The organism is uncultured Alistipes sp. (genome assembly GCF_963931675.1).
In the GTDB taxonomy this organism is placed as follows: domain Bacteria; phylum Bacteroidota; class Bacteroidia; order Bacteroidales; family Rikenellaceae; genus Alistipes.
Map to the genome: position 1 here is coordinate 1,481,272 of NZ_OZ007039.1, position 16,689 is coordinate 1,497,960.

A 16,689-nucleotide genomic window follows, 5' to 3' on the forward strand; every position below is an offset into this window, starting at 1 on the left:
GATATACTATATAGATCGTGGTAGTACGACGAAAAATAAAAAAAATATCAAAATATGGTGAATATATTAAACGCAGAGTTGAAGGAGATCAAACATCTCCTGTTGATGAATTCCAAGAATGTTTTGACCTCGACTGAGGTATCCATGATGTACGGAATCAGTCCGGATTATCTGTACCACCTTACCAGTGACAAGTTGATCCCCTACTACAAACCCAACGGAAAGAAAATTTATTTTCTCAAAGAGGAGATCGAAACTTGGTTGTTGCGGAATCGACAGGATACCGTTGACGAAATGCAACAACAGGTAGTAGTACGAGATTTAAAAAATAACAAGAGATAATTATGGAGGATATATATTATAAAAAGGACGTATCGACAACCTATGACAACCTGTGTTACACCTATTCGATGGATTCATCTCGGAGGTTATCCCGTGATCTCCGAGGGGATCTTCGATGTAATATTAATATGGTTTTAATACAAAAAATTTGTTATAGGTTATGTTCGATACTATTCAATTTAATTTAAAATATAAGGATGTGAACCAGTTGAATGTTCTGAAAACGATAACAAGAGATCATTGTTTCGAAGAGACAAGAACGTGTAACGGAGTAGTATTTACAACCCGTCTCGAAAATTTAACGGTGAGATCCACGGAAACTACGTTATCGATCGGAAATGGGAGTCTATGCAAGTTCCTTTATGGAAATAACATGGTCAACTTTACCCGGGATGACACGTTTCATGCAATCGAAAAACTATCGGATCTGTTACACGTCTCATTGAATCATGCAACCGTATCCCGAATGGATGTCGCATATAATTTCGAAGTCAAGAATCCTCCGGAGTCTTATTTTTATTATCTGGGACCATTGTCCCGTTACAAACGGTTGGAGCAAACCTATCACAGTTTGGAGGGGTTATATTATAACTGTCAGACGGATAAAAAACAATTGGTGTTCTACGATAAGATCAAGGAGTCATCCTATCGAAAAGATCGGATTCCGGAAGGATATTCGGATCGATATTTATTGAGATACGAACTCCGGTTGAAGAATCATGTGAATCGCATGTTCGGGGTGGACAAGATTACCGTTCCGATGTTATACGATGTCCAGTTCTATCGTCGTATCGTGGACTTTTGGAAAGGTGAATATCGCAAGATCGTTAAGGTCAATGAATATGAGATCGACATCGAGGGATGTAAGGGAATTCGAGATTTGAACAAGATGGGGATGTTGATGTTGGTGGAGAGATACGGAGGAATGAATGAATTTTTTAAGACGTTTGACCATCAGTTTGAGTTGGGAGTATTAGATAAGAGACAATTGTCGGAGATTAAAAGACAGACGAAGCAATTATTGGAGAATCGTTCGTTGGGAATCGTCCGGAATTCGCAAATCGAAGAGTTGAACTCCCTTATCGAACATGTGGGGTAAAATTATATAACGACATAGAAAACCGGGAGAAAATTGAATTAGTCAAGACTTAATCTGACAGTTACGCATAAAAAGAGTAGATTTGTAACATAAAAGCAGATTAAGTTATGACCACATCAGAAAAAGTCATCAAGAACAAACTGGGACTGCTTGAGCTGTCCCAACAGTTGGGAAACGTGTCACGAGCCTGCAAGATTATGGGATACAGCCGTGACAGTTTTTATCGTTTCAAGGAACTGTACGAGCAGGGCGGAGAACTGGCCCTGCAGGAGATTTCCCGTAAAAAGCCGGTGATAAAGAACCGCGTGGAGGAGCGCATAGAGCAGGCTGTAGTGCAGATGGCCATAGCCAACCCGGCTTTGGGACAAGTACGCGTATCCAACGAGCTGCGCAAGAAAGGCATACTCGTATCTCCCGGAGGAGTGCGCTCCATCTGGCTCAGGCATGACATGGAGACCTTCCAGAAACGCCTGAAGGCACTTTCGACCAAGGTGGAGCAGGAAGGCATCGTGCTTGACGAGAACCAGGTGGCCGCGCTGGAAAAAGCCAAGGCGGAGAAACAGGCACACGGGGAAATAGAGACTTATTATCCAGGCTTCCTTGTGGCGCAGGACACCTATTATGTAGGGTATATCAAAGGCGTGGGGCACATTTACCAGCAGACGGTCATCGACACCTATTCCAAAATCGGATTCGCCAAACTTTACGACAGGAAGAACGCGCTCGTGGCGGCGGACATGCTCAATGACAGGGTGGTTCCGTTCTTCGAGCAGCATGACCTGAAACTGATGAGGATGCTCACGGACAGGGGAACCGAATACTGCGGAAACAGGGAAACACATGAATACGAACTGTATCTGGCCATCGAGGACATAGACCATTCCAAGATCAAGGCCAAGAGCCCGCAGACAAACGGCATCTGTGAACGCTTCAACAGGACTGTCCAGAACGAATTCTACGCCATCGCTTTCAGGAAGAAGATATACACCTCGATAGAACAACTGCAGGCAGACCTTGACACTTGGATGAACTCCTATAACACGCAAAGGACGCACTCCGGGAAATACTGTTTCGGGAAAACACCCATGCAGACTTTCCTCGAAGGAATGGAGGTGGCAAGGAGATATCAATTGCAGGATGCAGGGAAAATACAACCTGATGAGCAGGTTATTGGCTCACCAGGTTGTGAGAGTGAGAATAGTTGCGTATCTTCGCAGATGGCATCGGACACTTTTTTTGCCCGATAGTATAGAAAATGTCAGAACAAGTCTTGACTATTACAAGAAAATCATCTTTTTTTGAGCGATTTTCTCCCGGTTTTCTATCTCGTTAAAGACCGAACATTGCTTTTAATAACGCATTAGATATTTCTTCTGCTGCTTGTTCTTGCTTTTTTTTCTCCTCTTCTCTTTTTTCTTCTTCAGTTTTTTCGATGTTAGATTGTATAGATATGCGTTTGGTCTTCTTTTTGATTTGTTCGAGTTCTTTTTTGCTTAATGAATCATTATCAAGAGTTAAGCTAAATTCGATATGAGATTTGATTCCTTTATACTTAAAAAAGTCTCTATTTACATTGTATGTGAGGTATGTTAATCGTACTTCATTCTCATCCAATAAATTGACTTGAATAAATGGAAAATCTTCAAAAGAATTGATCTCTCTAATACATTCAACGACAAGATCTAATATTAGATCATAACTTTCTGTGGAATCGTCATCTTTGCCATAATATCGAATTTTAAGTTCTCCGTCTTGTTTTGGAACTCTGATGCAGTTTTCAACAACAATATCTTCTTTGACTAATTCAACTCGTCCCAGATTGCAAGATGAAAAAGTTATTCCCAAGAGAGAGAATATCACCGATTGGATTAAGAGTTGGGAGAGGTCATGTTTGGTAGATAATAACATAGTTTGAATAATTTTATTACCATCCAACTCCTTAATGGTGATTTTATTAAAAAAGAAAGTGTGGAGTTGTTTGTCTATCTGATCGAAGGTTCTGGAATACCCGTGTACAAATAAACAATACCCCACACCTGTATGATATGTTGAGAAATAAACATACCAATACAAGTGACGAGTGTTATTGTTATCCTTGTACACATGAATTTTCCAGATTCTCGATCAAGGATGAAGCAAAACACTTTCATCAAATATGTCTGTTCCCGAAAGAACACCACAAAGGTATAAAAATGTTTCCTAACTCCAACACTCTGAGGGGTATTGTACAGGACAAAATTAACCCGAATATTCTAAAAAATGCTATTTTACTTTTATTATCTTCTTGTTAGTTTCCCGATTTTATCTTTTCATGAAAGTCGAATCCTGGGAAGAGAATCCCGAGGGAATACCCAATTCACATGGGAACTCCTTCGGATTCCTCTTTCGTCGAATATAAATTCGGGATCTTGTTGACTGCAATCCGTTTGGTTTTGTCGATTACCTTCGTGTACTTCATGGTGGTTCCTATGTCGGTATGTCCCAGGATCTCCTTGACGGTATAGATGTCCACTCCCGAATTCAACAACAAGGTTGCACATGTATGTCTGGATGAATGGAAGGTGATATGTTTGTCGATCTTTGCATTCGTCATCCATTCCTTTAATGTTTTGCGGATCGTTGTCTCCTGTGGTAACGGGAAGACCGGATCGGAGTCCGATTTGTCGTCTTTCGGAGGTAAGACTGAAATTGCATTCTCCGATAGTGGAACATAGTTCTCGATTTTGGTCTTCTTCTGTCGGTAGTTGATGTGTACTCCTTGTTCCTCGAAGATCACCTTTTTCCAAGTGAGTTCCCGAACATCGGAGATTCTCAAACCAGTGAAACAACAGAACAGGAACGATCGTTTCACGATCTCTTTCGAACAGGGAGTCTGAATCAGTCGTTTCAACTCCTTTTCCGTCAGGAACTCCTTGTGGGGGAGAATCATTCGGGGAGGATCGATCGATTTCGTCGGATCGGTTGTCAACAGATCATCTTTAATTGCTTGATGAACAATCGTTTTTAAACTCGTGTAGATGTTGTGTTGAGAGGATGTTTTCAAAGTCTTTCCACTCGTTCGTGAAATTGCGGTAGAGAGATAGAGAACGAATCCCTTGGTGTATCGATCGTCCAGATCGGATAGCAGAATTCTTTCCCCTCGATATTTGGTCAGATGGTAGATTAACGTTTCAAAGGTACTCTTGATTCCGGTTTTCCCCTGTTTCTCCTTGTTCTCCATGACCAAACGGATGTACTGGATCAGATTGACTTCCGGTTTCTCGTTTGAGAATCCGTATTTGTTGTTGAACAGTTCCACCAATCGTTTTGACTTGATCGTATTTGCAAGACGGAGAGTCTGTTCATTCTTGAGTTTATCTGCTTTTGTCCGTTCGGGTATTAGATACAACCGAAGAAATTCATATCTCCGTTTTCCCTTGAAATAACTGTCGAGGTAGAGGGATTCCCCCGATTGAATTCTCTTCCTTCGCAATCTTATGATCTCTTTCTCGTGCATCATATCTCATTTTTTTGTTTAGAAATTATATTCGGGTTTTAGCGAAAGGATTCGATGTCATTGCAAATTTTTTTCTTCGGGTAACACCTGGGTAACATCCGGGTAACAAGAGATTCGGTTCCCGGGTAACATCCGGGTAACAAACCACGAACAGGAAAGGACCGATAAAAAACAGCCATTCGCAGGAATTGGCACTGGATCCAACTCTCCGGGAATGACCGGATTGTCATGAGATGCCGATGACTGCTTTTGGCTGTTGGACGCTGAATCCTTGGAAAATACGTATAAATACGTATCTCCGGGGAGCAAAAAACGGCTACTTTTGACTGTTAAATTCGTTTTATTATTTGTACCTTTGCGCGTCCCAAACGAAAAAAACGGAACACAATTCAATAAATACAAATCAAAATGGTTGATATTTTTGCACGCCTGGAGAAAAATGCCGGCGGACCTATCGGTCAGTATATGGCTTACGCTCACGGCTATTATGCATTCCCCAAGCTTGAGGGCGAGATCGGTCCCCACATGACCTTTCGGGGCAAGAAAATGCTCAACTGGAGCTTGAACAACTACCTGGGACTGGCCAACCATCCCGAAGTCCGCAAGGCCGACGCCGAAGGCGCTGCCCAGTTCGGTATGGCTGCCCCGATGGGCGCCCGCATGATGAGCGGCCAGACCGTCTATCACGAACAGCTCGAACGTGAACTCGCCGCCTTCGTCGGCAAGGAGGACGCTTTCCTGCTCAATTTCGGCTACCAGGGTATGCTGTCGATCATCGACTGCCTGCTCTCGCCTCGTGACGTGGTGGTCTACGATGCCGAGGCTCATGCCTGCATCATCGACGGCCTGCGTCTGCACAAGGGCAAGCGTTTCGTCTTCGGCCACAATGACATGGATTCGCTGCGCCTCCAGCTCAAACACGCTACGGAACTGGCCGAGGAGCAGAACGGCGGTGTGCTGGTCATCACCGAGGGTGTGTTCGGCATGAAGGGCGACCTGGGCAAGCTCGACGAGATCGTTGCCATGAAGAAGGATTTCCAGTTCCGGCTGCTGGTCGACGATGCCCACGGCTTCGGTACGATGGGCGAGGGCGGTCGCGGTACGGCTTCGCACTTCGGAGTGGTTGACGGTGTGGACGTGCTGTTCAATACCTTCGCCAAGTCGATGGCCGGAATCGGCGCTTTCGTCTGCGGCCCCCGCTGGCTGATCAACCTGCTGCGTTACAACATGCGTTCGCAGCTCTATGCCAAGTCGCTGCCCATGCCGATGGTTATCGGAGCCTTGAAGCGTCTGGATCTGATCCGTACGCATCCCGAATTCCAGCAGAAACTCTGGGAGATCGTTCGCGCCCTGCAGAGCAGCCTGAAGGAGAACGGTTTCAATATCGGCGTGACGAACTCGCCCGTAACTCCGGTTTTCCTGAAAGGCGGTATCCAGGAGGCTACGAACCTGGTTGTGGACCTGCGTGAGAATCACGGCATTTTCTGCTCGATGGTGATCTATCCTGTCATTCCGAAGGGCGAAATCATCCTGCGCGTGATCCCGACGGCTGCCCACACGCTGGAGGACGTAAAGGTTACGATCGAAGCCTTCAAGGCCGTGCGGAGCAAACTCGAAAGCGGTTATTACGCTTCGCTTCCGATTCCGATGCGTGCCGACGAAGGATTCAAGGTTCGCTAAACCGTACGCTGAATCATTTATCCAGCAAAACTCCCCGGTCTTTGTAGGGCCGGGGAGTTTTATTTTTGGAAAAATTACGAAAAATTTTGCGGAATCGAAAATTCGGTATATATTTGCACTCCCGAAACGCAAGTTTAGGGCGTATGCAATGCGGAAATAGCTCAGTTGGTAGAGCGCAACCTTGCCAAGGTTGAGGTCGCGGGTCCGAGTCCCGTTTTCCGCTCCAAGGGGGGGGAGCTCCGAAATAAAGTAAAAGCATTGTATATCAATGATATGCAAGGCTTTTTCATTTTTGGCTGGTTCCTGAAAATACATTCTCAGGCAACGAGTCCGAGACCAAATCGTGACCTGTTTTGCCTCGGGCCGAAAACAGGTCACGATTTAGCTATATTTCGTTGATATGCATTATTTTACTTTGTATCATTCCGATGCTGAAGACAGATAAGAAAGGTTAGAATTCCCAAATGGGATAATCAAAGATTTTCCCACCTCTCTTCTTATGATAATAGATTGTAATGGCAATAGCCAATGCAATGCTGATAATTCGGACAATGTTGGAAACCAAGCCTCCCGCTGCGACTTCTGTACCCTCCATGGTGAAAACATGCCAGGCTCCGTTCATCAGTGTATGTAATCCGATTGGAATCCATATATTGAAATTCCACTCGACATATATCCAACTGAAATAGAGTGCGCCGATAAAGGTTACACCGAAAGCCGCGAGTGCCGAAAGCGCATCGTGTCCCTGATAGAGATGCACGGAGCCAAAATAGAGGGCCGGCAATATGACCGCCCAGAAGAAACCTGTTTTTGCATATCGGAAAAGCAAACCAAACATGAAAGCCCGAAACACCAGTTCCTCCTTGAATCCTGTCAGAATACATCTATCATAAAACACGGAGAATGTCAACTCTGTATTAAGGTTGCCGAAAAAAGGGAATACAAGATACAACGGTAGCACGCAAAGGAGTGCGATACCAAATCCTTTGAGAATATTTCCACTCAGCCCGAGAAAAGAAAACAGTTCTTTCGGTCTAATTACAACTATTGTCAAAATCAAAGTAACAAGCGAAAGGAGCAATGCCTTTATCGACAGCCCGAGGATAGAATTGCTCGGTATATCGAAAAGTGTTGTTACAAAGCCTATGTTTCTCCAGAAGAAGATTATAATAATGCTCGCAATGATAGAATACAGTATCCTTGCTGTTTTCGATTGAATCATATATTTATTGCAAAATCCTGTTTTAGAATCGCAAAATTAGAAAATATTTCTCAGCCTCGGAATGCCAATTGATATAATCGCCAAGATCCTCGGCCACTCGAATACCAACATGACCCGTCATTATGCCAAAATATCCGAGGCGAATATCAGTCGGGAGATGCAAAAAATCGGGAAAATCCTAACGTACTGATGCAGGCGACCGACCGGGCGGCAGTGACGGGTGTTCATTGAGCCTGTGTAGTATAAATATGAGGTTGGATCAGTGTCGATTCATGGGCCTTTTCTTCTTTTTCCGAATCTACTGTTGTTGCTCCTTCTCATAAGCCTGTACGTCTGCCAACTCCAGAATCGCGGCCAGCGGATGGATCAACGGATCCGGCCGGTATGGCTCTTTTGAGGAAAACGGTGTCTGTTCTGAGGTATTCCGATAGACTCTTCTGCCCTCCGCTTCGGGATAAAACTGCTGCTCGAAGGCATTGGCCGAGAAACTCCTTTCCTGCAGGGATCCGTTAGCTACAATTCCCTGCCCTCGGTTAACCTTCTCCTCGTTGTAGCGGATAGCGCCGCCGACGGTCGCTCCCGTCCTTATATTCGCAACCATCTTTCGGCCTGTTTGGTAAGATCCCGAATCTCGATGCTCGACCGCTTCTACATCACGCGCCGCCGATCGCATCACGGAGGTGGTAACCTACCTCTCGGGCGTGGCCGGAGTAAACAGCGGCGTCGTGACCGACTGCTACGCTACGGGAGATGTCACGGGGGATGACAAGAATGTCGACGGCGTGACAGGAGAAAACAACAACGCCGGCACCCTGACCGACTGCTGCTGGAGCAACAGCCTCGAAACGGGTATCGGCGACGGCACAAAGCCGGAATCCTGCCCGCAACCGGCTCCATGAAAAGTTGCTGCCCGGGTACGGATTACAACGTAATATCGGCCCGACAAACCAGTGACCCGCCCCATCGTGAAGAGATTGCGACAAAGGGATATACAAGGAATTGACGCTGTAGGACAAAACTCCATCAACAGCACTATCTATCAGATGGTTGCAAGGATTTGCAACCGCATTTTTCAGGCAATCCCGAGCGGCCATGAAGCAATCGGACCCCCGAAATTCCGCATATCCCGTTCAAAAAACAGCGTCCCGGATTTGGTTTTTCAAAAATTTTAACTATTTTTGTAACCAGTTAAAGTCAGAAATCATGAGACTCTACGGTTTTGCATACTTCTTTTATTACTTTTTCTTTTTTACCAGAAGAAGAAGCGGGACGGTATGCATCAATACCCTGAATTGAATCAAGCAACCATAAATTCATGAAGAATCCCGCACGACACCACGTGCGGGATTTTTTCTTACAAAAAAAACAAATCTAAAAACATGGAGCAAATCGCCATACAGGGCATCGCAGGATGCTATCACGAAACCGCCGCCCGGCGCTACTTCTCCGATCGACAAATCGGCGTACTCCCCTGTTCGAGTTTCGACATCCTCTTCAGCCGCATGTCCGCAGACCCCGCCCTGCTGGGAATCGCCGCCATCGAGAACACCATCGCCGGAAGCCTGCTCCCCAACCACGAACTCCTCCAGCGCAGCCGTGCCCGGATCGTCGGAGAACAGAAACTCCGCATCTCGCACGTCATCGCCGCACTCCCCGGACAAACCCTCGACGAAATCCGAGAAGTACACTCCCATCCCATCGCCCTGATGCAGTGCGGCGAATTCCTCAAAAGCCTGCCCGGGATGAAGGTCGTCGAACGCGACGACACCGCAGGAAGCGCCCGCGAAATCGCCGAAGAAAAACTACCTGCCACGGCCGCCATCTGCGGAGCCGACGCCGCGGAACTATACGGCCTCGAAATCCTCCAGCGCGGCATCGAAACCAATAAACACAACTTTACCCGCTTCCTGATCCTCGCCGACGTGAGCCGCGCCGCGGAGTTCCACGATCCCGCACGAACCAACAAGGCCTCGCTCGTCTTCACGCTCCGTCACACCCAGGGAAGCCTCTCGAAGGTCCTCACCGTACTCTCGTTCTACGACATCAACCTCACGAAAATCCAGTCCCTGCCGATCATCGGCCGCGAATGGGAGTATCAGTTCTACGTCGACGTCACCTTCGACGACCCCGTGCGATACCGGCAGGCCGTCGATGCCGCCCGCCCGCTCACCAGCGACTTCCGCGTCCTGGGCGAATATGCCGAATGTCCCAATCCGGAGATCTGAAACCCGGAAACGTCCGCAATACAATCCATAAAAGTCGAACAGTCAAAAATAACAACCATTATGAACGATCTCCAACCCATCGTACTTCCCGGGGTCGATCCCCGGCGTCCGTTAGTCATTGCCGGCCCGTGCAGTGCCGAAACCGAAGAACAGGTCATCCAGACCGCCCGTACCCTTGCATCCGAAGGGATCCGGATCTACCGTGCCGGGCTCTGGAAACCCCGCACCAAACCCGGAGGCTTCGAGGGCGTCGGTGAACAGGGTATCGCCTGGCTCCAGCGCGTGAAGCACGAAACCGGCATGTACACCGCCACGGAAGTCGCCACCCGCCGACACGTCGAAGCAGCCCTGAAGGGTGGAATCGACCTGCTCTGGATCGGAGCCCGTACGGCCGCCAACCCCTTCGCCATGCAGGAGATTGCCGATGCGCTGCGCGGGGTAGACGTCCCCGTGCTGGTGAAGAACCCCGTCAGCCCCGACCTCGAACTCTGGATCGGAGCCATCGAGCGCATCCACAACGCCGGGATCCGACGTCTGGGAGCCATCCACCGCGGATTCACCTCCATCGACAAGAGCATCTACCGCAACCACCCCATGTGGGCCATTCCCATCGAGCTGCACCGGCGCCTGCCGTCGTTGCCGATCTTCTGCGACCCGAGCCACATCGGCGGCAAACGCGAACTGATCGCCCCGCTCTCGCAGCAGGCCATGGACATCGGGTTCGACGGCCTAATCATCGAGGCGCACTGCTCGCCCGACTGCGCCTGGAGCGACAAGGCCCAGCAGGTGACGCCCGACGCGCTGGCCTACATCCTCCGCAATCTGGTGATCCGCGAGCAGACCATCACCACCGAAAGCCTCAACGAACTGCGCGCCCAGATCGACAAACTCGACGATCAGCTGCTCGAAATTCTGGTCCGCCGGATGCGCGTTTCACGCGACATCGGGCAGTACAAGAAGGAGCACGACATGCCGATCCTCCAGGCACAGCGCTACGAGGAGCTGCTGGCACGCCGGGCAGCCCAGGCCGTGGAGCTGGGTATGGACCGCGAGTTCATGCGCACGGTGCTGCAGGCCATCCACGAAGAGTCGGTCCGCCAGCAGATGGAGGTACTCGGCAAGTAGCTTCACCGCAGGTCACGGAGCACCCGTCCCGCACGGTATCGGGGAAGCCGCTGCACAACGTGCGGACTCGAAGCCGTCCACGGGCGGTCCCGGACCGGGACCGCCCGTCTTTCCATACGGATTGCCCGCCACTCTCCGGAAAGAACGGGAAGAACGGCGCACCGGGACAAAGGGACGACCGGGACGAAGAGGGAAAAGGAATAAAGAAAAAGGGCAACGGCTTCTGTTACATTTCCGTGAAATGTCGGAAGCCGGGCGTGTAACATCCGTGAATGTTGTGTAAATTTGGCGCGGATTCAAACCCCGAAGCTATGGCAAAACACAAAATCCTCGTGGTCGACGACGAAGAGTCGCTGTGCGAAATCCTCCAGTTCAACCTCGAAGTCGAAGGTTATGACGTCGAGGTCGCCTACAGCGCCGAACAGGCCCTCGGAATGCACCCCGAACGCTATTCGCTCATCCTGCTCGATGTCATGATGGGCGAAATGAGCGGCTTCCGCATGGCCCGCATCCTCAAGGAGAATCCCGAAACGGCCCGTATCCCCGTGATCTTCTGCACGGCCCGCGACTCCGAAGACGATACTGTCGCCGGGCTGAACCTCGGCGCCGACGACTACATCGCCAAACCCTTCTCCATCCGCGAAGTCCTCGCCCGCGTGCGCAGCGTCCTGCGCCGCACCGCAGCCTCCGGCTCCGAACCCGAAACCATCGCTTTCGAAGGGCTCGAAATGGACCTCCGGCGCAAGGTCTGCACCCTCGACGGCGCGGAACTCTCCCTCACCAAGAAGGAGTTCGAAATCCTCGCCCTGCTCCTCGCCCATCGCGGCGTGATCTTCTCCCGCGAGGAGATTCTCCACCGTATCTGGAGCGACGAGGTCATCGTCCTCGACCGCACCATCGACGTCAACATCACCCGTCTGCGCCGCAAGATCGGACCTTACGGAAAGCACATCGTAACCCGGCTGGGATATGGCTACGGCTTTGAGGAGTAGGCTCTCCTACCACCGGAGGCTCTTCCTGCTGCTGCTGGCCTTCTCGTGGGTGCTGGTGGCCTGCTTCATCGTGTTCCAGTACGGACGCGAGAAGCACTTCAAGGCCGAACGCCTCAACGCCCGGCTGCAACTCCTCAACCTGCGGATGCTCGACGCACTGGACGAAGGCGTCGAACCCGCAGCCTGCATCGCTGCCCATAACGGGCCCTTCGAGGAGCTGCGCGTGACGATCATCGACCGTCAGGGGAACGTCCTCTTCGACAACTCGCTCGACACGCTCCCCGCAGCCAACCACCTCGACCGCCCGGAAGTCGCCGAGGCCCTGGCCCACGGCTCCGGATACACCATCCGCCGACACTCGGAGAGCACCCACCGCAACTACTTCTACTCGGCGATGCTCGGCGACCGCTATATCATCCGGTCGGCCGTGCCCTACTCCGTACCGCTGAGCACGGTCCTGGCCGCCGACCGCGTATTCCTCTGGTTCATGCTCGGGGTCACGCTGCTGATGAGCATCGCGGGATACTTCGCCACACGGCGGCTGGGGCACAACATCTCGCGGCTGAACGACTTCGCCCAGCGCGCCGAACGCGGCGAACGGATCGACGAACCGGAGTCCTTCCCCCACGATGAACTGGGCGAAATCTCGAACCACATCATCCGGCTCTACGCCCGACTGCAGCAGACGACGGCCGACCGCGATCGCGAACACGCCCTGGCCCTGCACGAGGAACAGGAGAAGATCCGCATCAAGAAACAGCTCACGAACAACATCAACCACGAGTTGAAAACCCCCGTAGCGGCCATCCAGGGCTATCTGGAGACACTGCTGGCCAACCCTTCGCTCGACGCGGGCAGACGCACGGAGTTCCTCGAAAAGAGCTGCGCGCAGATCGAACGCCTACGCCGTCTGCTCTCCGACGTGGCGACCATCACCCGCATGGACGAAGCGAGCCAGGTGATCCGCAAGGAGCCCGTCGTCGTGAACGACCTGATCGCCGAGGTGGCCGAAGAGATGGCATTGAAACCTGCCGAACAGCGGCTGCGCGTGAATGTCGACTTCCCGGAGCGGGTCGAGGTTGTAGGGAATCCCGCCCTGCTGAGTTCGATCTTCCGCAACCTCGCGGACAACGCCGCCGCCTACTCCGGCGGGCGCGACATCTACATCCGGCTGCTGGACAATTCGCCCGAAGCGTGCACGATCCTCTTCGCCGACAACGGAATCGGTGTCAGCGACGAGCACCTTCCCCACCTCTTCGAACGCTTCTACCGCGTCGACAAGGGGCGTTCGCGCAAGCTCGGGGGAACGGGGCTCGGGCTCTCGATCGTCAAAAACGCCGTGATGATCCACGGAGGGACGATCTCCGCCCGCAACCGCGAACGCGGAGGTCTCGAATTCCGCTTCACACTCCGGAAAAAAGGCTGAAAAGCAACGTTTCACAACGTCGAAACACCGCTGTAACCATTTTGTAATATCTGTTTCGGACCTTTGCTCCCGGCAAGCCGAATCTCTCCCGGAAGTCCCCGGCACGGCGCCGAAGCCCCGCCCCGCGGCGAGGACGCAACGGCAGCCTCGCGTCGACCTCCCCGAAGACGGCCCGCCCCGAACGGGAAACTTTCAAAAACGGAACAGATATTTCACCATGTCGCCCTTGTTTACAGCCATCGTCATCATCCTGGCCATCCTGGCCGTGATGGGCATCGTCGTGGGTGTCGCCAACGACGCCATCAACTTCCTCAACTCGGCCATCGGCTCGAAAGTCGCACCCCGCCGCACGATCCTCTGGGTCGCCGCGGCCGGAATCCTCGTCGGAACGCTCACCTCCAGCGGCATGATGGAGGTCGCCCGCAGCGGCGTCTTCTACCCGGCGCAGTTCTCCTTTCAGGAGATCATGATGCTCTTCCTCGGCATGATGCTCGGAAACGTCCTGCTGCTCGACCTCTACAACACCCTCGGGCTCCCCACCTCGACCACCGTCTCGATGGTCTTCGGGCTGCTCGGCGCCGCCGTCGCCACGGCCCTCTTCCACATCGCCGCCGACCCCGCCTTCTCGCTCCAGGACCTCTCGCAGTTCATCAACACCGGGAAGGCCATGGTCATCATCGCCGCCATCCTCCTCTCCGTGGCCTTCGCCTTCGTCGCGGGTCTCTTCTACATGTACGTCTCGCGCCTGATCTTCTCGTTCCGCTACGCCCCCGCATTCCGGCGCTGGGGTGCCGTATGGTGCGGAGTCTCCCTCTCCGGGATCCTCTACTTCGCACTCTTCAAGGGGCTCAAGAGCTCGGGACTCATCCCCACCTCGGTCTCGGAATACGTCACCGACCACGTGCTGCTCACGCTCCTCGCCTTCTGGGCCGTGGCATCCATCGCGCTGTGGCTCTTCCAGCGGATGCGGCTCAACATCATCCGCATCACGATCCTCTCCGGCACCTTCGCCCTGGCCCTGGCCTTCGCAGGAAACGACCTCGTGAACTTCATCGGCGTGCCCCTGGCCAGCTTCGACGCCTGGCAGATCGCCCGCGAGGCCGGCAGCGAAACCATCATGATGGGAGCCCTCGAAGCCCCGGTCCGCACGGACTTCCTGATCCTGCTCGCCTCGGGACTGATCATGGTGTTGACGCTCTTCTTCTCGAAAAAGTCCCAGCACGTGGCTGAGACCGAACTCTCGCTCGCCTCGCAGCACGAAGAGGATGAGCGCTTCGGCTCGACGTTCCTCTCGCGCGGGCTGGTGCGCCTGACGCTGATGGCCAACCACCTCTGGGCCGGCATCGTCCCCAAACGGATGCAGAAGGCCATCGACCGGCGCTTCGAGCCCCTGCCCGTCGAGGAGCGCGCCTCGGCGCAGTACGACATGATCCGCGCCGTGGTGAACCTCACCGCCGCCTCGATCCTGATCGCCATCGGTACCTCCTACAAACTCCCGCTCTCGACCACCTACGTCGTCTTCATGGTGGCGATGGGTTCGTCGCTGGCCGACCGCACCTGGGGACGCGAAAGCGCCGTCTACCGCATTACGGGCGTCATGGCCGTCATCTCGGGGTGGTTCATCACCGCACTGGGAGGATTCCTCATCGCACTGGCCGTCACGGCCCTGCTGCTCTGGGGCGGCTGGATCGCCGTTGCGGCACTCACGGTTCTCTGCGCCTGGCTGCTCATCCGCAGCCACCGCAAGACCCCCGAGTTGAAGGCCGAGGCCGAAAAGGCCCTGCTGCCCCTCGAAAAGGCCGAAACCCCCGACGAGGTGCTCTGCGCCTGCATCGGCGAGGTCTGCAACACCATGCAGGAGGTCACGCGCATCTACAACCGCACGCTCGTGGCCGTCTTCAAGGAGAACCGCAAGGTCCTCAAGGAGATGGTCCGCGACTCGGAACGCCTCTTCTCGGAGGCCCGTGAGCGCAAGTACAACATCATGCCCACGCTGCGGCGCCTGCAACAGTGCGACATCGACACCGGGCACTTCTACGTCCAGGTGGTCGACTACCTCTCGGAGGTGACCAAGGCCCTGATCCACATCACGCGCCCCTCGTTCGAACACATCGACAACAACCACGAGGGCATGTCGAAGGAGCAGATCGTCGACCTGATGCGCGTGAACGACCAGGTGGAGGAGATCTTCGACAAGATCAACGAGATGCTCGCCTCGAAGGACTTCACGGATCTCGACCGGGTGCTCGACATGCGCGACCGCCTCTTCGACACGATCGTCGAGGCCGTCAAGAGCCAGCTGCGGCGCATCAACAGCAACCCCTCGACCTCGACCCGCGCCAGCGTGCTCTACCTGACGATCCTCAACGAAACCAAGACCATGGTGCTCCAGTCGCGGAACCTGCTCAAGTCGCAGCACTACTTCCTGGAATCGCAGCACGAAATCGCTCCGTCAAGGCAATAGCAGTCCTCACGCTTCACGCGAATGTAACGGGGCCGTCATCCGAAAGAAATGACGGCCCCGTATCTTTGTCATGTGAAAACCGGAAGAGGCTTTCACAAGTTGGTTTTAGGTTACATAAGCAGGTTAGTGGGAGATGCAGCGACGCGACGTCGCAGCATCTTCGTTTTTTTACGCCGCAAGTGCCCTCGGAAGGGCCGGCGCCCTATTTCTCCATATCCCTGAGGTGGATCTCCAGCGCCCGGACCGAGATCTGGATCTCCCAGATCGAAACCCCCAGCGAGGCGATCAGCAGCAGCAGCGCAGCCCCGAACACCCAGGCCGAAAGCGTGAAGAAATCGACATAGATCAGAAACATCGTCACCACACACAGAAACAGGCTCGACACCCCGAGCGCCTGCATCGTGCGGGTGAGGTGGAGGCGGCGGCGGAGGTTGTCGATCTGTGCCTGCGTCACCTTCGAAGGGTGCTGCAGGTACTGCTCCTTGAGCGTGCGGACCAGTTGCGCATAGGAGAGAAAGCGGTTCGTGTAGGCCAGCAGGATCAGCGAAACGGCCGAAAACAGCAGGGCTGGGGTAGTCAGCGTAAGTTCTTCCATATCAGTCTGTCAATTAAGCGTTC

General features: G+C 52.7%; 15 protein-coding genes and 1 tRNA gene. 11 read left to right on the plus strand and 5 right to left on the minus strand.

Annotated features, from left to right (window positions below):
• Window positions 1-105: 105 nt before the first annotated feature.
• The 3 genes from ABGT65_RS06300 to ABGT65_RS06310 all read left to right on the plus strand — a co-directional run bounded on the left by ABGT65_RS06300 (window position 106) and on the right by ABGT65_RS06310 (window position 2,688).
• The gene (locus ABGT65_RS06300; RefSeq protein WP_300258805.1) at window positions 106-342 is read left to right on the plus strand and encodes a helix-turn-helix domain-containing protein; all 237 of its coding nucleotides are present in this window, start codon (window positions 106-108) and stop codon (window positions 340-342) included.
• A gap of 160 nt (window positions 343-502) precedes the next feature.
• A complete protein-coding gene (locus ABGT65_RS06305; protein ID WP_346700633.1) occupies window positions 503-1,441 on the plus strand; it encodes a phage/plasmid replication protein in 939 nt (312 codons plus the stop codon).
• Between the two features lie 107 nt (window positions 1,442-1,548).
• A complete protein-coding gene (locus tag ABGT65_RS06310) occupies window positions 1,549-2,688 on the plus strand; it encodes an IS481 family transposase (RefSeq protein ID WP_346699178.1) in 1,140 nt (379 codons plus the stop codon).
• Between the two features lie 82 nt (window positions 2,689-2,770).
• On the opposite strand, the gene ABGT65_RS06315 is transcribed toward ABGT65_RS06310, so the two are convergent.
• Both ABGT65_RS06315 and ABGT65_RS06320 read right to left on the minus strand, forming a co-directional pair.
• The gene (locus ABGT65_RS06315) at window positions 2,771-3,349 is read right to left on the minus strand and encodes a hypothetical protein (RefSeq protein ID WP_346700635.1); all 579 of its coding nucleotides are present in this window, start codon (window positions 3,347-3,349) and stop codon (window positions 2,771-2,773) included.
• A gap of 448 nt (window positions 3,350-3,797) precedes the next feature.
• On the minus strand, window positions 3,798-4,940 hold the full coding sequence (locus ABGT65_RS06320) for a site-specific integrase (protein ID WP_346700636.1): 1,143 nt from the start codon (window positions 4,938-4,940) through the stop codon (window positions 3,798-3,800).
• A 405-nt stretch (window positions 4,941-5,345) separates the two neighbouring features.
• Between ABGT65_RS06320 and ABGT65_RS06325 the strand changes: the two genes are divergently transcribed.
• Both ABGT65_RS06325 and ABGT65_RS06330 read left to right on the plus strand, forming a co-directional pair.
• Window positions 5,346-6,617, plus strand: a complete 1,272-nt coding sequence (locus ABGT65_RS06325) for an aminotransferase class I/II-fold pyridoxal phosphate-dependent enzyme (protein WP_346700638.1) — start codon at window positions 5,346-5,348, stop codon at window positions 6,615-6,617.
• Between the two features lie 150 nt (window positions 6,618-6,767).
• Window positions 6,768-6,843, plus strand: a tRNA-Gly gene (locus ABGT65_RS06330).
• Window positions 6,844-7,068: 225 nt separating this feature from the next.
• Here ABGT65_RS06330 and ABGT65_RS06335 read toward each other — a convergent pair.
• Window positions 7,069-7,839 (minus strand): CPBP family intramembrane glutamic endopeptidase, encoded by a 771-nt coding sequence (locus ABGT65_RS06335; protein WP_346700640.1) that lies wholly within the window; start codon window positions 7,837-7,839, stop codon window positions 7,069-7,071.
• Between the two features lie 298 nt (window positions 7,840-8,137).
• Window positions 8,138-8,440, minus strand: coding sequence for a hypothetical protein (locus ABGT65_RS06340; RefSeq protein WP_346700642.1), 303 nt, complete (start codon window positions 8,438-8,440; stop codon window positions 8,138-8,140).
• A gap of 79 nt (window positions 8,441-8,519) precedes the next feature.
• Here ABGT65_RS06340 and ABGT65_RS06345 point away from each other — a divergent pair, with 79 nt between their 5' ends.
• The 6 genes from ABGT65_RS06345 (at window position 8,520) to ABGT65_RS06370 (ending at window position 16,071) form a co-directional block, all read left to right on the plus strand.
• Window positions 8,520-8,738, plus strand: coding sequence for a hypothetical protein (locus ABGT65_RS06345; protein WP_346700644.1), 219 nt, complete (start codon window positions 8,520-8,522; stop codon window positions 8,736-8,738).
• Window positions 8,739-9,218: 480 nt separating this feature from the next.
• Window positions 9,219-10,064, plus strand: coding sequence for a prephenate dehydratase (locus ABGT65_RS06350; RefSeq protein WP_346700646.1), 846 nt, complete (start codon window positions 9,219-9,221; stop codon window positions 10,062-10,064).
• Between the two features lie 57 nt (window positions 10,065-10,121).
• Window positions 10,122-11,189: a bifunctional 3-deoxy-7-phosphoheptulonate synthase/chorismate mutase type II gene (locus ABGT65_RS06355; protein WP_346703068.1), complete on the plus strand. Its 1,068-nt coding sequence runs from the start codon at window positions 10,122-10,124 to the stop codon at window positions 11,187-11,189.
• A gap of 311 nt (window positions 11,190-11,500) precedes the next feature.
• Window positions 11,501-12,181 (plus strand): response regulator transcription factor, encoded by a 681-nt coding sequence (locus tag ABGT65_RS06360; RefSeq protein ID WP_346700648.1) that lies wholly within the window; start codon window positions 11,501-11,503, stop codon window positions 12,179-12,181.
• Window positions 12,159-13,607 carry a HAMP domain-containing sensor histidine kinase gene (locus ABGT65_RS06365; RefSeq protein ID WP_346700650.1) on the plus strand — a complete coding sequence of 483 codons (1,449 nt, stop codon included), beginning with the start codon at window positions 12,159-12,161 and terminating at the stop codon, window positions 13,605-13,607. The genes ABGT65_RS06360 and ABGT65_RS06365 overlap by 23 nt, the downstream gene beginning before the upstream one ends.
• Window positions 13,608-13,824: 217 nt before the next feature.
• Complete coding sequence (locus tag ABGT65_RS06370; protein WP_346700652.1) at window positions 13,825-16,071, plus strand: inorganic phosphate transporter; 2,247 nt, start codon at window positions 13,825-13,827, stop codon at window positions 16,069-16,071.
• Between the two features lie 202 nt (window positions 16,072-16,273).
• Here ABGT65_RS06370 and ABGT65_RS06375 read toward each other — a convergent pair whose 3' ends face one another.
• Window positions 16,274-16,666 carry a DUF2721 domain-containing protein gene (locus ABGT65_RS06375; RefSeq protein ID WP_346700654.1) on the minus strand — a complete coding sequence of 131 codons (393 nt, stop codon included), beginning with the start codon at window positions 16,664-16,666 and terminating at the stop codon, window positions 16,274-16,276.
• Between the last annotated feature and the right edge of the window lie 23 nt (window positions 16,667-16,689).

Coding starts and splice junctions, on each gene's coding strand:
- ABGT65_RS06350 (WP_346700646.1), top strand. CDS start 9,219: ATGGAGCAAATCGCCATACAGGGCATCGCAGGATGCTATCACGAAACC.
- ABGT65_RS06305 (WP_346700633.1), top strand. CDS start 503: ATGTTCGATACTATTCAATTTAATTTAAAATATAAGGATGTGAACCAG.
- ABGT65_RS06365 (WP_346700650.1), top strand. CDS start 12,159: ATGGCTACGGCTTTGAGGAGTAGGCTCTCCTACCACCGGAGGCTCTTC.
- ABGT65_RS06325 (WP_346700638.1), top strand. CDS start 5,346: ATGGTTGATATTTTTGCACGCCTGGAGAAAAATGCCGGCGGACCTATC.
- ABGT65_RS06315 (WP_346700635.1), bottom strand. CDS start 3,349: ATGTTATTATCTACCAAACATGACCTCTCCCAACTCTTAATCCAATCG.
- ABGT65_RS06360 (WP_346700648.1), top strand. CDS start 11,501: ATGGCAAAACACAAAATCCTCGTGGTCGACGACGAAGAGTCGCTGTGC.
- ABGT65_RS06335 (WP_346700640.1), bottom strand. CDS start 7,839: ATGATTCAATCGAAAACAGCAAGGATACTGTATTCTATCATTGCGAGC.
- ABGT65_RS06320 (WP_346700636.1), bottom strand. CDS start 4,940: ATGATGCACGAGAAAGAGATCATAAGATTGCGAAGGAAGAGAATTCAA.
- ABGT65_RS06300 (WP_300258805.1), top strand. CDS start 106: ATGAATTCCAAGAATGTTTTGACCTCGACTGAGGTATCCATGATGTAC.
- ABGT65_RS06375 (WP_346700654.1), bottom strand. CDS start 16,666: ATGGAAGAACTTACGCTGACTACCCCAGCCCTGCTGTTTTCGGCCGTT.
- ABGT65_RS06310 (WP_346699178.1), top strand. CDS start 1,549: ATGACCACATCAGAAAAAGTCATCAAGAACAAACTGGGACTGCTTGAG.
- ABGT65_RS06370 (WP_346700652.1), top strand. CDS start 13,825: ATGTCGCCCTTGTTTACAGCCATCGTCATCATCCTGGCCATCCTGGCC.
- ABGT65_RS06340 (WP_346700642.1), bottom strand. CDS start 8,440: ATGGTTGCGAATATAAGGACGGGAGCGACCGTCGGCGGCGCTATCCGC.